The organism is Amycolatopsis sp. NPDC052450 (assembly GCF_044547565.1).
Taxonomy (GTDB): domain Bacteria; phylum Actinomycetota; class Actinomycetes; order Mycobacteriales; family Pseudonocardiaceae; genus Amycolatopsis.
In genome coordinates this window covers 155,133-168,683 of sequence record NZ_JBIUAQ010000003.1, presented here as the reverse complement: position 1 = coordinate 168,683, position 13,551 = coordinate 155,133, and the positions used below count along the sequence as shown (strand labels likewise).

The window sequence follows — 13,551 nt, the reverse complement described above, 5'->3', positions numbered from 1 at the left end:
CCCTTTCGCCCGCGCCGGCGGACCTTGAGCGGGGCCGTGCGCGATCGACACTGTGCGGTAGCCACGACCTGAGGGGGTCCCATGAATCCGTCCGAGACGACCGCGTTGCGCCGGAAGCTGTCCGGCGCGGTGGTCACCGCCGCCGATCCGGGTTACGACGCCGCCCGCGCCGTGTGGAACGGGGACATCGACCGGCGTCCGGCGGTGGTCGTCGAATGCGCCACGCGCGAAGACGTCGTCACCGCGGTGGCCTTCGGCCGGGAAAAGGACCTCGAGATCACCGTCCGCGGCGGCGGGCACAGTTTCAGCGGTTCCGCGGTGGCCGACGACGGTGTGCTGATCGACCTCGGCGGGCTGTGCCGGATCACCGTCGACCCGGACGCCCGCACCGCGCTGGTCGGCGGCGGCGCCGTCTGGGCCGACGTCGACGAGGCGACGCAGCGGTACGGGCTCGCGACCGTCGGCGGCACGGTGAGCGACACCGGCGTCGGCGGCCTCACCCTCGGCGGCGGTTTCGGCTGGCTGACCGCGAAACACGGGCTCACCATCGACAATCTGCTGTCGGCGGAGGTCGTGACGGCCGACGGCCGGATCCTGCGGGCCTCCGAAGCGGAACATCCGGACCTGTTCTGGGCGCTGCGCGGTGGCGGCGGGAACTTCGGCATCGTCACGGAATTCGAGTTCCGGTTGCACCGGGTCGGCCTCACCGAAGTCGGATTGTTCTTCTGGACACTGGAGAACGCGGCGGAGGTGCTGCGCTTCGCGAAGGAAGTGATCGCGTCGCTCCCGTCGGGCACCGGTTCCATGCTCGTCGGGCTCACCGCGCCGCCCGCGCCGTTCGTCCCGCCGGAGCACCATTTCGCGCCCGGTCTCGCGCTGGTCGTCGCCGGCTTCGACGGTCCCGAACGGCACGCCCCGCTGATCGAACGGATCCGCGGCGGGCTGCCCGCGGCGTTCGAACTGGTCACGCCGATGCCGTACGCGGATCTGCAGAAGCTGCTCGACCCGACGGCACCGCGGGGCATCCTCGCCTACGAGAAGTCGCTCTACGTCGGCTGCCTGTCCGAAAAGGTCATCGACCTGATCGCCGCGCGCCTGCCGGAGAAGGCGTCACCGACGACCGTGATGCCGATCGTGCCGCTGCAGGACACGTTCTCGACGGTGCACGACGACGCGACCGCGTTCGGCGGACCGCGCACACCGGGCTTCGTCCTCGGTTTCGCGGCCACCGCCCCGACGCCGGAACTGCTGGCCGCCGACCGCGACTGGGCGCGGGCGCTCTGGGAGGAACTCCTGCCGCATTCCAACAACTACGGCGGGTACCTGAACTTCATGAACGAATACGACGAAGACCGGGTGCGCACGGCGTTCGGCGCGGCGAAGTACGCGCGGCTGGCCGCGATCAAGGCGGTGTACGACCCGGACAACGTGTTCCGGCACAATGCGAACATCCGTCCCGCTGAGTGACGCGGCTATTCACAACCATGAATGCTCTTCACAAGTCCGTAATCGTCGTGCGAAACTCCCGTGACGCATTTCCCACTGACGAATGGCGGGCATTGTGAGCGTTTCCCGGCGAACCCTGTTGACCACCGCCGCCACTGCCGCCGTCGCGGCCACCGCGATCACCCCGGCCGCCGCCGCGGCCGAGCAAGAAGCCTTCGGGCTGAGGACTTTCCGCCGGACGGCCGATTACGCGGTGACCAAACTGCGGGCCGTCGCACCCGGCGTGACGGCCTTTCCGGAGATCACCCGGTTCGAGAAATGGACCTATTCGCAGAACGGCGGCTGGATCGGCGGATTCTGGCCGGGAACTTTGTGGCTCGCCGCGCTCTACAGCGGCGATCCGCAATTCGGCACCCTCGCCATGGCTTCGGCGGAAAAGCTCGCACCGCGTCAGCACGAGACGCGGGACCACGACCTCGGATTCCTGTTCTATCCGTCGTGGGTGACCGGCTGGCGGCTCACCGGCGACGAGAAATGGCGCACCGGCGCGCTCACCGCCGCCGCGTCGCTCATCCAGCGCTACAACGAAAAAGGAAAGTTCATCCGGGCATGGGGCGCCCTCGGCACCCCTGGCAACGCCGGCCGGGTCATCGTCGACACGATGATGAACCTGGACCTGCTGACCTTCGCGAGCAAGCAGACCGGCGACCGCAAGTACCTCGACATCGCCGTCTCACACGCGAAGACCACCGAACGGGTTTTCGTGCGCCCGGACGGTTCGACCCCGCACGTGTTCGACTTCGACCCGGCCACGGGCGCCGAGATCGGCCCGAACACCGTGCAGGGCTACAGCCCGACGTCGTGCTGGTCGCGCGGTCAGGCGTGGGCGATCTACGGATTCACCACGATGTACCGGCGCTCCGGCGACCCGCTGTTCCTGCGGACCGCGCAACGCCTGGCCGACTTCGCACTGCGCTCACTGACCCCGGACAACGTGCCGGTGTGGGACTACCTCGCTCCGCAGGCACCGCACGACATCAAGGACTCCTCCGCCGGCGCCGTCATGGCGTGCGGCCTGCTCGACCTCGCGAAGGTCGCGAACCGGCCGCAGTACCGCGAGGCGGCGATCCGGATCCTCACCGCGTTGTGCGACACCTGCCTGACCACCGGCTCCACCCGCGCCGACGCGATCATGGCGCGAGGAACCCGCAACCGCCGCGCCGAGGACGGCGTCGAAGTTTCCTTGCCCTACGGCGACTACTACCTGCTGGAGGGCATCCTGCGGGTCTTGATGCCGTCGGAGATCGACAAGGCGATCGACCTGTCGAGCGGCTGACCCGGCGGTGAGTGCTCGGTCCAGTGGGTCGTGAGTACATGAAGGACCCCTTCCTGTACCCAGGCGCAAGGATGGGGTCCTTCATGTACTGGTGTTTTGCGCGTGAAGGCCCCCTCGCCTGCTCTCAGGGTAGGGAGGGGGCCCTCGCCGACGGCCCGGCGTCGAACTCTCATGTCGTGAAGGGCCCCTTTGAGACCTTCGACGTCTCAAAGGGACCCTTCACGACATCCCCACGACCCTGACAACTCGCGTGAGCGCCTGACTGGAGTCCTTCAGGTACTGGGGGAAGGCGTGAAGGTCGAGTTTCCTCGGCTGAGCCGAGGGAAGGGGGACTTCACGCGCGGCCGCCGCGACTGTTACCCACCGTCACCCAAAGTCACCCCCGTAGGCCGACCCGGTAATCAGGCCAGGTCGATGAACTCACTTCAGTAACCCTTTGCGCTCATCCGGTTGACCGGGGTAACCGGAGACCCTAGTTTCGCCGGAGGTCTCCACCGCGCGCAGACCGATCGGCTGGGTTCAGGTAGTTCCGTGACTATGGGGTGGAGATGCGAGGGCCGACGAAGACGCTCGTCGTTGCCACTGTGCTCGTTTTGGGCATGGTGTTCGGGCTGACCGGCTGCACCGGTGAGGAACCGGCGGGGCTGGCGGCCAAGCCGATCCGGATCGCGTTCGTGCCGAAGGTCGCGGGCATCCCGTATTTCGAGGCGATGAACACCGGTGGGCAGGCCGCGGCGAAGCAGCTCGGTGTCGAATGGTCTTCGACGGGTCCGGCCACGGTGGACCCCGCGGCGCAGGTTTCGATCGTCCGCGGTCTCGTCGACCAGCAGGTGGACGTCATCGCGATCGCGCCGAACGATCCCAGGGCGATCGCCCCCGCGATCACCGACGCGCGGGCCAAAGGCGTCCATGTGATCACTTCGGACACCGACGCGCCCGGCACCGATCGCGAACTGTTCGTCAACCAGGCGACCCCGGAGGGCATCGGCAAGGCGCTCACCGACGCGTTGATGAAGAAGATGGGGAACGCGGGCAAGTACGCGATCGTCTCCTGTGGCGAGACCGCCGAGAACCTCAACGCGTGGATCGCCGTCCAGCGTGCCTATACCGCTTCGCAGTATCCGGGAGCTCAGCTGGTCGAGACGGTCTACGCGGGCGAGGACAAGGACACCGCCACCACGCTCGCCAAAGAGCTGATGACCAAGTACCCGGACCTCACCGGTCTGGTCGGCGAGTGCACGACGTCCGCGCCCGGGGTCGCCGAGGCGGTCCGTTCGCAGCAGAAGATCGGCCGCGTCTTCACCGTCGGGGTAGGGACGCCGCAGGCGATCAAGCCGTACCTGCTGGACGGTTCGTCGTCGCTTTCGGTGCTGTGGAACGTCGAATCGCTCGGCTATCTCACCGCTTGGGCGGGTAAGCAGATCGCCGAGGGCAAACCGCTCGGCCCGTCGAACAAGGTCAATCTCGAACTCCCGGCGATCAAGTACGAGGAAGACACGAAGACCGTGCTGCTGGGCGACCCGCTGCTGATCACGCGCGAGAACGTGGACCAGTTCAAGTACTGACTCACCGGGCCCGCCGGACGGCACCCGCCGCCGCGCCACCACCGAGGATCAGCACCAGCGCGGTCAAGCCCCACCGTCGTTTCTCCTTCGTTCGGGCGTGCGCATCGGTCTCCGCCGCCTCTTCCTTCTGTTCCCTCGGCGACGCCGAACGAGACGGCTTCGGCACGGCGACGGGCGGCGGGACCACCTTCGCGGGGGGAGTGGGCGCCGGACTCGACGAAGGAGTCGGTGTCGGCGTCGGACCGGGGCTGGAGCTGGGGGACGGGCTCGGCGACGGAGTCGCGCTGGGAGACGGGGTGCGAGACGGAGTAGGCGTGGGAGCCGGGGTCGGCGTAGGCGTCGGTGTCGGCTTGGGCGGTTCCGGTTTCGGCGGCTCGGGAAGCTCGACGGCGGTGAGGCAGCCCGCGGCGTCCGAACCCGCCAGCGGCGGTCCCGAACGCACCACGGTCACTTGCCCGCTCCGGTCCAGCCGGTAGAGCACGCTGCGCCCGCCGATCCGGTTCGCCGTGGCGTACAGCGCACCGTCGCGGCCGAGCACGACCGAGCCGTAGACGTCGGCAGGCGGGAAACGCGCGTCTTCGGCTTCGCGGACCTTGCCGGACGCCGGATCGATGGTGATCACGGCGCCTTTTCCGCGCCAGGTGGTGGAAACGCCGTAGAGCAGTCCGTTGTGGTACGCGAAGTCGTTGACGTCGTGGGCGAGGGTGATCGGCCGCAGGAACACCGTCTTGATCACCCGCAGGTACCGCTCCCCCGGCGTCAAATCCACTGTGTACAGTGTGCCGTTCCTGAGCAGGTACCAGGAATTCCCGCCGATCGCGCCGGCGGTCACCCCCGCGACCGGGCTCCACACCGGCAGCCGGTTCCCGGCGCGGGTGATCGGGCCGAGGTCCTGGATGTCGCCGTCACGATCGATCGTGACGGCGTGCGCGCCCCGGCTGAGTCCTTCGGCGACACCGAAGATCCGGTCCCGCGTCGCGGAGTAGCCGAGCGCGTTGAGCCGGTACCCCGAATCGGTCACTCTCGACGTGGCCCCCGAGCCGACGTCGATCCAGCGCAGCTTTGACTTCCCGTGCGACGCGGTCTCCGCCTGCACCACCAGGCAGGACTCGGCGGCGCGCGCGGCCATGGGGGCCAGCAGCGCCGACGCCCCCACCAGCCCCGCGACGGCCACCGTCGCCGCCGTCCGCGTCACACCGTCCACGGTGCGCACCGGCTCAAGAGATCCGCGCCAGCGCGGCGGTGAAGGCGTCGGGCGGGATCCCCACGCCGCCGCCGAACGGGTTCTGCAGCTGGTAGATCGCGAACAGCAGCAGCGTGACCGTGCCCGCCAGCGTCGACACGATCACCAGGTGCGCGGCCAGCCGGGTACCGCCGAACAGGTTGGGCAGCAGCACCGAGATGAGGCTGCCGAGGATCAGGGCGAACCAGACCACGCCGCCGACCTTGCCGCCCTCGACCGCGTTGAGCCGCTCCTGCCGGGCCTCGTAGACCTGCCAGAGCTGGGTGGACGCCTCGGTCTTGCGCTCGCGGATCCAGTCGTCGTCCGTGGGAGCCTTGTCGATCGCCTTGCGCAACTGGTCGAGCTGCGTCCAGCCGATGTCGGGGACGGTCTCCTTACCGCCCGCCATCGGCGGCCATTCCTTCTGTTCGACCGTGGCGATGTACTCCGCGCTCAGCTTCCGCACCTCGTCCTTGACCTCGGTCCCCAGGGAGTCGGCGGCCCAGACGGTCGCGACCAGGCTGTCCGCCTCGTGATACGAACCTTCGCGCGCGGCGCTCGCGGAGTCGAAGAGGGAGATCAGGATGAACGCCACCATGACGGCGTGCAGGCCGCCGACGATGGTGAACACCTGGCCGGCGGCGTCGTTGTTGTCCGGCCGTCCTTCGTCCCAGCCGAACCGGCGGACGAGGTAGCCGACGAATCCCGCCAAGGCCGCCGCGCCGACGACCCAAGCGATGCCGGTCAGGTAAATACCCATTCGACTCCTTCCGTGCGCAGAGTGCTGAAACTAGTTCACGCCGAGACGAGTGGAAAAGGCTACTTGAATCAATTCATACCGGTGGCGGATGAGCCGAAGTTGATCATCACCTTCTCGGCCCAATTTCCCGTAATGCGAAACGATTTCCGACACACCCAGGAAAGGGCCGTCACCAGTCGGAGAACGCGGCTTCACGACCGGGTGAGCAGTCACCACGAGACGTCACCGACGTGACCGTATACCGACATTTCCCGTAGCTCGGGCACCCGAACGGCCGCCCCGGAGTGGCGCGTCCGGAGCAGTCCGGCAAACAGGTGAACCTCTTCGTAGACCCGATCGAGTTGTTTGTCCGGGCATTACCGCTTGCTATGTTGACTTTGCACCCACTCCACTCGAATGGGTATCCACGAATTGAGTTGCGGCAGTTCACCTGGTCGACCCCCGGTTGTGTCATCCCGTCGACTGCGAGACCGAAAGGGAGTCCGTTGACGACCATCGAGACCCATACCGGTGCCCGGCCCGCCGTCGAAGTGCTGAGCTGGAGCCGGAACCTGCTCGACCCGGCACTGCGCGAGGCCGTCGACGGTTTGCCCGAGTCGATGCGGCTCATCGCCGGCTACCACTTCGGCTGGTGGGACGAACACGGTCGACCGTCCACTTCGGACGGTGGCAAGGCACTACGGCCCGCGCTGGCGTTGTTGTCGGCGCAGGCCGTCGGCGGGGACGCCGAAATCGCCGTCCCGGTCGGGGTCGCGGTGGAGATGGTGCACAACTTCTCCCTGCTGCACGACGACGTGATGGACTCCGACACCACCCGGCGGCACCGCCCGACGGCCTGGACCGTTTTCGGTACCGGCGCGGCGATCCTCGCCGGGGACGCCCTGCTGTGCCGGGCCTTCGAGGTGCTGTCCCCGTTCGGGCAGACCGCGCTGCGCGTGCTCAGCACGGCCGTGATCGACCTGCTGGAGGGACAGAGCGCGGATCTGAAGTTCGAGGAACGCGGTGACGTCGACACCGCCGAATGCGTACGCATGGCCGAGGGGAAGACCGGCGCGTTGCTCGGGGCGTCCTGCACGCTCGGCGCGCTCGCCGGGGAAGGGAGGCAGGATCAGGTCGACCGGCTGACCGAGTACGGGAGGGCACTCGGGCTGGCGTTCCAGCACATCGACGATCTCCTCGGGATCTGGGGCGATCCGGCGGTGACCGGGAAACCGGTCCACTCGGATCTTTCCAACCGGAAGAAGTCCTTGCCGGTGGTGGCCGCGCTCCACTCCGGAACGGACGCCGGTCGAGAGTTGGATGCCTTGTACCGCAAGGAAAACCTCGACGCCGCGGAATTGCCCCACGCGGCGGAGCTGGTGGAACGGGCGGGCGGCCGGACGTGGAGTCAGGAGCAGGCCGACGCGCTCCTGACCGGCGCGCTGCATCATCTCGCCGTCTCGAATCCGGTGCCCGGCCCAGGCGCCGAACTCGCGGCCCTCGCGAAACTGGTGGTGCGGCGACGATATTGACGGCGGGCGCGGGGAGGCAAGGGTGGGCTGGGAAGAGCCCATCCTTGTCCCGCCGGGTCAGCGTCCGGGCCGGGTCAGCCCCTGTTCACCCGCGCCGCGGCTGAGGACGACCTCGTCGGTGGCCTTGAGCGCTTCCGCGCCGGCGTTCCCGCCCTGGCCCGCGGTCAGGTCGAGCAGCCGGATCGGCGGACCGAGCTGGACCAGCGTCGGGACGTATTCGGCCTTGTCGACCTTCCAGCGTTCGCCGTCCCGCACGAACCGGAACCGCGCGGCGGCGCCCTGTTCGGTCGACCCCTTCGGCTCCGAATGCCGGGCGACGCTGTTGCCGAGGCCGTAGGCGACCCATTTGCCGTTGATCCGCTCGAAGGGCTGCACGACGTGCGCGTGGTGGCCGATGATCAGGTCGATCGAGTCGTCGTTGAGGAGCTTCTTCGCCAGTGTGCGCTGCTCGGCGGTCGGGTCGTGCTGGTATTCGGTGCCCCAGTGCAGGCTCGCGAGGACGACCTTGGCGCCCGCCTTCCGCGCGGCCTTGGCCTCGGCGATCACGTCTTCGGCGTCGATCTGGTTGACCAGCCAGGGTTTGCCCGCGGGCACCTTGATCCCGTTGAACCCGTAGGAGAACGAAATCTGGGCGACCTTGACGCCGTTGACGTCGACGATGAGCGGCTTCTTGGCCTCTTCGGCCGAACGGGCCGAACCGGTGTGCTTGATCCCCGCCTCGTCGAGTTCGTCGAGGGTCCGGGTCGCGCCGGCGACCCCCTGGTCGATCGTGTGGTTGGACGCCGTCGAGCAGTTGTCGTACCCGGTGTCCTTGAGCGCGGCGACGATCTCGGGCGGCGCGCTGAACGACGGGTACCCGCTGTAGGGGCCGCCCTTCGGCGCGAGCGGGGTCTCGAGGTGACAGATGCCGAGGTCGGCCCCGGAGATCAGCGGTTTGATCCCGGCCAGCAGCGGCCGGTAGTCGATCTTGCCGTCGCCGTCTTCCTTGGCCTGGTCGGTCAGCGCGGGGTGGATCAGCACGTCCCCGGTCGCGACCACGGTGAACGACCCCGCCGGCGCCTGGCTCGACGGCGGCGCCTCGGCGGCGGGCGGCTGTTCCTGCTGGTCAGGCGTGGTGCTGCACGCGGCGAGCAGGACGGCGGCGCCGAGGAGGGCGGTGGTCTGACGGGCGCGGGAGCTGAACATCGATTCCCTCGATCGGGTGACAGTTCTTCCCATCCTGCCTTACGCCGATCGGGTAAGGCACTCACCCGAAGTCACCGCGGCCACCCGGTTCACGGCGGTCCTGGGATCATCTCCGCCATGACTGTGCTCTCCCGGTCAGGTCTGATCGGTTTCGTCATGCTGGCGTTCTGGGTGACCGCGGCTGAGCCGGCCATCCGTGCGGGGCCGTGACGTGAGATGCCCGCTACGGGAGGGGTGTGTGGAAATAGGGACACTCAACGTCCCTATTTCCACACACCCCTCACTCAGCGTCACCGCTTTACCTGCCTTTCATCAGAAGCCGAGGGCGACGGGCCTGCCGAGCAGCGCGCTTGCGGCTCACACTCGCGGCAGAGAGGTGCCCCCAATGTGACATTGGGGTCACTCAACGTCCCCGATGCCACATCGGGAGCACCCGCCGGCTCGCAAAGAGCCACTCACGCGTGAACCGGTCAGAGCAGGCAGTCCCCGGGTTCCCCCTTGCGCAACGCCGGATCCTCCTGCGGGAAGGTCCGCGCCACGCCCGGCCCGCTGGACCGCGTCTCGAACCGGACGGTCACCCGCCCGTGCCCGGCCCCCTGCACCCATCCGGTTCCATACGCCTCGTGCACGACGTCGTCGCCGGGTCGCCAGCTCGACGACACCACGGGAACCGGCGCCGGAGCCGGGGCGCGCGAGACCACGGGCACGTCCGAAGCCGGGACGGAGAGGGTGAACAGCGGATCCTGATGCGGCACCGAAAGCCCGGAGAACGCGACCCCGGCGAGCCGTACTCCGCCGAATTCGGTCGGGTCGATCAGCAGTCGTTCCGCCATGGAGGCGAGCTGGTCGAATTCGTCGGTCGGCGAGGCCATCGTTTCCGAGCGGGTCACCGTGCTGAAGTCGGTGTGCCGCAGTTTCACCACCACCGTCCGCGCGACCCGGTCGGCGTTGACGAGCCGCCGATGGGCGTGCACGGCGAGGTCGCGGACCTCGCGGCGCAGGCTCACCAGGTCGATCAGGTCGCGGTCGAAGGTCGTCTCCGCGCTGACCTGCTTGAGTTCCGCGCGGTCGGACACCGGCCGGTCGTCGACGCCGGTGGCCAGCCGCCGCAGGTCCCTGCCGACCACGCTGCCCAGAGTGGACACCGCGTCGGCGTCGGTGAGCGCGGTCAGCTGGCCCAGTGTCCGGACGCCGATCGCGCGCAGTTTCCCTTCCGCCACCGGGCCGATCCCCCACAGCACCCTGGTCGGCAGCGGCGCGAGGAAATCGCGTTCGGTGCCCTGGTCGACGACGAGCAGCCCGTCCGGTTTCGCCAGATCCGAGGCGACCTTCGCGACCTGTTTCCCCGACGCCGCCCCGATCGACGCCACCAGGCCGATTTCGGACCGGATGTGCTCCCGCAGGCGCGCACCGAATTCCCGCACCTCGTCCGAGGAAGCCCCGGCGAGTGAAGGCGGTTCCGCGAAGGCCTCGTCGAGGGAGATCCGTTCCAGCACCGGCGCGTACTGGGCGACGAGGTCGAACACCTGGGTGCTCAGCAGTTCGTAGAGTTTGAACCGAGGCGGCAGGATGACCCCGGTCGGCGGCAGCAGCCGCCGGGCCTGCGACATCGGCATCGCCGATTTGATCCCGTGTTCGCGCGCCTGGTAACTCGCGCCGGCGACCACGCCGCGCGGGCCCGCTCCGCCGACCAGCACGGCACGCTGGGCCAGGGTCGGGCGGGTCAGCTGTTCACAGGAGGCGTAGAACGCGTCCATGTCGAGGTGGATGACCCACCGGTCATGCGCGCCCATCGCCCGGAACCTCGAGAAGACGGTGCAGGGCCTTCGTGTACTCCTCGAACGCGGCCCGGCCCCGGGTGGTCAGTTCGACCAGCGTCACCGGTGTGCGGTGTTCGAAGGCCTTGGTGATCTCGACGTAGCCGGCGTCCTCGAGTTTGCGCAGATGCGTCGACAGGTTGCCCGGTGTCATGTCCAGCAGTTGCTGCAAACGCGGGAAAGTGATGCTGTCGCCCGGCCCGAGGCTCGACAGCGCCACGGTGACCCGCAGCCGCGCCTGCGCGTGTATCACCGGATCGAGCTGGGGCAGCCCGTCTTCGCTCATCGCGCCCGCACCAGGAAGACCAGCGACGCCACCAGGAAGCCACCGCCGCCCGCGACGCTCAGCACGAGGAAGTTGTACGGTCCCCCGGCCAGCACACTCGCCGCGCCGCACGCGATGATCCACACGCCGAGGCCGTACTGCAGTCTGCTCTGCCACAGCATCCCGCCGGCGAGGTACATCAGCCCGGTCAGCATGAGCGCGGTCCCCGACCACAGCAACGGGATCAGCTCGGTGTCGAGGCCGAGGCGGATCAGCGCGGTGTTCACCACCGTCAGCCCGCCGAACGCGATCATCCAGCTCCACCCGTACATCGCCCCGACGAGCCGGGACGGCCCGCGCACGCCGCGGCCCGCCCGGATGCCGTAGACCGCCGAATACGCCATGGCCCCGAGGAAACCGGCGCCGGCGATCACCGCGGCGGCCCACATCGGCGTCAGCGCGGTGGGCGGGGCGGAGACGTAGACGAGCCCGAAACCGAACAGCCACACCAGTCCCCAGACGGCCAGCAGCACCGCGGGATTCGGCCCGATCTCACGCCGGGTCTTCTCCGACTGCGCGGCGATGAGCGCGAGCGACTCCTCGGGCGTCATCGACCGCGCGTCGTCGTCCCGTTCATCCTCCACCACCTCGGAAAACTAACACGGGTTCACAGTCTCGCCGTGTCGAGCCGGAACCTCGCCATCACCACGAGCGCGGGCACCACCAGCCACGCCGCGAGCACTCCGGCGGCGGTCACCGTGCCCGATCCGCCGAGCACCGGCGCGCGGCCGATTTCACCGAGCCAGTAAGTCGGCATGAGGTGCCCGGCGGTGTTCATCCAGCCGGGCAGGACCTGCAGCGGGATCCACAATCCGCCGAACATGCCCAGCGGCAGCATCAGCGCGCCGGTCACCGCCTGGACCGTGTCGCCCTTGCCGAACAGGCCGATCATCAGGCCCAGCACCGCGAAGGGCAGCGTCCCGAGCCAGAGCGTGCCGAAGATCGTCAGCCACTGCCCGGTTTCGAGCCGGATACCGCGGATCATCCCGGCCGCGAAGATCACCAGCAGCACGGGCAACGCGACGAACATCCCCGCCGACACCTTGACCCCCAGATAGCCCGGCGCTCGCAGCGGCGTCAGCCTCAAGGTGCGCTGCCAGCCGTCGGTGCGCTCGGTGGCGACGCGGGTGCCGGTGAACAGCGCGGCGGTCATGGCGCCGTACGCGGCCATGTTCACCATGGTCACGGTCGCGGTCGAAATCCCGGGAGCGATCTCCTGAGCGCCGAAGATCCCGCCGAACAACAGGAACATCGCCAGTGGCATGCCGATGGTGAACAACGCGAACTGGGGGCTGCGGACGATGCGTTTGATTTCCAGCACCAGGTAGTTCAGGTTCATTTCAAAGCTCCTTCGGCCGCATCGGCGGTCAGCGCGATGAAGGCTTCTTCCAGTCCCACAGCGGTGATTTCGATGTTCGAGGCGAGCGGGAACTCGCGCAGCAAGCCGCGGACGGCGGCGTCGGAATCGGCGCACCCCAGTTCCGCGTGCCCGGCTCGGAGTACCGCGCGCGACACCCCGGGCAACGCGGCCAGCGCGGCTTCGGTGGCGTCCGGGACGACGGCACGCAGCACCCGTCCGGCGACCGCGGCCCGCACCTCGCCGACCGGGCCGTCCGCGACGACGCGACCGTGCCGCATGAGCACGACGCGGTCCGCGTAGTCCTCGGCTTCGGCGAGGTAATGCGTCGCGAAGAGGACCGTGCGGCCCGTCCCGGTGTACTCGCGCATCGACGCCCAGAACCGGCGCCGCCCGTCGACGTCCATGGCCGCGGTCGGCTCGTCGAGCACCAGCAGGCCGGGATCGCCGACCAGCGCGAGCGCGAACCGCACCCGCTGCTGCTCGCCACCGGAGAGCTTCCCGCAGCGGCGATTCGCGTATTCGGTGACTCCGGCGCGCTCGAGGACCTCGCGGACGGACAGCGAATTCCGGTGCAGCGAGGCGAACAGGCCGACGAGTTCGGCGACCGTCGCGTCCCTCAGCAGGGTCCCGTTCTGCGCCATCGCGCCGACCATCCCCCGGTCCATCGCCTCGGCCGCGCCGAGCCCGGCGACCCGCACCCGGCCCGAATCCGGCCTGGTCAGCCCCAGCAGCATGTCGATGGTGGTCGACTTGCCCGCGCCGTTCGGCCCGAGCAGCGCCACCACCTCCCCCGGCGCGACCCGCACGCTGACGTCGTCGACGGCCAAGACGTCACCGAAGCGCTTCACCAGCCCTTCGAGGCTGAACGCGTCCGCCATGACTTTCCCCCTTCGAGCACTCTGAACCACAAAGCTCACTTGCACTTTGTAACACAAAGTCCCCTGTAGCGGAAACCCCAGAAGTGCGGGGAGGGGGACCTGGGGGGGGCAGGGGGGCGAGCCAGGTCGGGGGCGGAGTGGGGGGT

General features: G+C 68.8%; 12 protein-coding genes. 4 read left to right on the top strand and 8 right to left on the bottom strand.

The genetic code is table 11. From position 1 onward, the window contains the following. The first annotated feature begins 81 nt into the window (after positions 1–81). From ACIHAO_RS08125 to ACIHAO_RS08115, 3 genes are all read left to right on the top strand, one after another. Positions 82–1,467 (top strand): FAD-binding oxidoreductase, encoded by a 1,386-nt coding sequence (locus ACIHAO_RS08125; protein ID WP_396555684.1) that lies wholly within the window; start codon positions 82–84, stop codon positions 1,465–1,467. A gap of 94 nt (positions 1,468–1,561) precedes the next feature. Further along, entirely contained in the window at positions 1,562–2,782 is a 1,221-nt protein-coding gene (locus tag ACIHAO_RS08120) for a glycoside hydrolase family 88 protein (RefSeq protein WP_396556048.1), read from the top strand. 548 nt (positions 2,783–3,330) lie between these two features. Then, positions 3,331–4,347, top strand: coding sequence for an autoinducer 2 ABC transporter substrate-binding protein (locus ACIHAO_RS08115; protein ID WP_396555682.1), 1,017 nt, complete (start codon positions 3,331–3,333; stop codon positions 4,345–4,347). A 1-nt stretch (position 4,348) separates the two neighbouring features. Here the strand turns inward: ACIHAO_RS08115 and ACIHAO_RS08110 are convergent, their stop codons facing one another. Next, the gene (locus ACIHAO_RS08110) at positions 4,349–5,560 is read right to left on the bottom strand and encodes a DUF6923 family protein (protein WP_396555680.1); all 1,212 of its coding nucleotides are present in this window, start codon (positions 5,558–5,560) and stop codon (positions 4,349–4,351) included. 4 nt (positions 5,561–5,564) lie between these two features. Continuing rightward, the gene (locus ACIHAO_RS08105) at positions 5,565–6,329 is read right to left on the bottom strand and encodes a hypothetical protein (RefSeq protein ID WP_396555678.1); all 765 of its coding nucleotides are present in this window, start codon (positions 6,327–6,329) and stop codon (positions 5,565–5,567) included. A gap of 485 nt (positions 6,330–6,814) precedes the next feature. Between ACIHAO_RS08105 and ACIHAO_RS08100 the strand changes: the two genes are divergently transcribed. Next, positions 6,815–7,840 carry a family 2 encapsulin nanocompartment cargo protein polyprenyl transferase gene (locus ACIHAO_RS08100; RefSeq protein ID WP_396555676.1) on the top strand — a complete coding sequence of 342 codons (1,026 nt, stop codon included), beginning with the start codon at positions 6,815–6,817 and terminating at the stop codon, positions 7,838–7,840. A gap of 57 nt (positions 7,841–7,897) precedes the next feature. Here the strand turns inward: ACIHAO_RS08100 and ACIHAO_RS08095 are convergent, their stop codons facing one another. The 6 genes from ACIHAO_RS08095 to ACIHAO_RS08070 all read right to left on the bottom strand — a co-directional run bounded on the left by ACIHAO_RS08095 (position 7,898) and on the right by ACIHAO_RS08070 (position 13,405). Further along, positions 7,898–9,025 carry a CapA family protein gene (locus ACIHAO_RS08095; protein ID WP_396555674.1) on the bottom strand — a complete coding sequence of 376 codons (1,128 nt, stop codon included), beginning with the start codon at positions 9,023–9,025 and terminating at the stop codon, positions 7,898–7,900. 470 nt (positions 9,026–9,495) lie between these two features. Further along, a complete protein-coding gene (locus ACIHAO_RS08090; RefSeq protein ID WP_396555672.1) occupies positions 9,496–10,818 on the bottom strand; it encodes a DNA polymerase IV in 1,323 nt (440 codons plus the stop codon). Continuing rightward, positions 10,805–11,128, bottom strand: coding sequence for a transcriptional regulator (locus ACIHAO_RS08085; protein WP_034320046.1), 324 nt, complete (start codon positions 11,126–11,128; stop codon positions 10,805–10,807). The genes ACIHAO_RS08090 and ACIHAO_RS08085 overlap by 14 nt, the downstream gene beginning before the upstream one ends. After that, the gene (locus ACIHAO_RS08080) at positions 11,125–11,754 is read right to left on the bottom strand and encodes a hypothetical protein (RefSeq protein WP_396555669.1); all 630 of its coding nucleotides are present in this window, start codon (positions 11,752–11,754) and stop codon (positions 11,125–11,127) included. Before ACIHAO_RS08080 ends, ACIHAO_RS08085 begins: the two co-directional genes overlap by 4 nt. A 20-nt stretch (positions 11,755–11,774) precedes the next feature. Next, positions 11,775–12,506 carry an ABC transporter permease gene (locus tag ACIHAO_RS08075; RefSeq protein WP_396555667.1) on the bottom strand — a complete coding sequence of 244 codons (732 nt, stop codon included), beginning with the start codon at positions 12,504–12,506 and terminating at the stop codon, positions 11,775–11,777. Next, entirely contained in the window at positions 12,503–13,405 is a 903-nt protein-coding gene (locus ACIHAO_RS08070) for an ABC transporter ATP-binding protein (protein WP_396555665.1), read from the bottom strand. The genes ACIHAO_RS08075 and ACIHAO_RS08070 overlap by 4 nt, the downstream gene beginning before the upstream one ends. Between the last annotated feature and the right edge of the window lie 146 nt (positions 13,406–13,551).

Excerpts from the sequence above, each read along its gene's own strand:
- ACIHAO_RS08095 (WP_396555674.1), bottom strand. The coding sequence starts at position 9,025 with ATGTTCAGCTCCCGCGCCCGTCAGACCACCGCCCTCCTCGGCGCCGCC.
- ACIHAO_RS08090 (WP_396555672.1), bottom strand. The coding sequence starts at position 10,818 with ATGGGCGCGCATGACCGGTGGGTCATCCACCTCGACATGGACGCGTTC.
- ACIHAO_RS08115 (WP_396555682.1), top strand. The coding sequence starts at position 3,331 with ATGCGAGGGCCGACGAAGACGCTCGTCGTTGCCACTGTGCTCGTTTTG.
- ACIHAO_RS08070 (WP_396555665.1), bottom strand. The coding sequence starts at position 13,405 with ATGGCGGACGCGTTCAGCCTCGAAGGGCTGGTGAAGCGCTTCGGTGAC.
- ACIHAO_RS08125 (WP_396555684.1), top strand. The coding sequence starts at position 82 with ATGAATCCGTCCGAGACGACCGCGTTGCGCCGGAAGCTGTCCGGCGCG.
- ACIHAO_RS08075 (WP_396555667.1), bottom strand. The coding sequence starts at position 12,506 with ATGAACCTGAACTACCTGGTGCTGGAAATCAAACGCATCGTCCGCAGC.
- ACIHAO_RS08085 (WP_034320046.1), bottom strand. The coding sequence starts at position 11,128 with ATGAGCGAAGACGGGCTGCCCCAGCTCGATCCGGTGATACACGCGCAG.
- ACIHAO_RS08105 (WP_396555678.1), bottom strand. The coding sequence starts at position 6,329 with ATGGGTATTTACCTGACCGGCATCGCTTGGGTCGTCGGCGCGGCGGCC.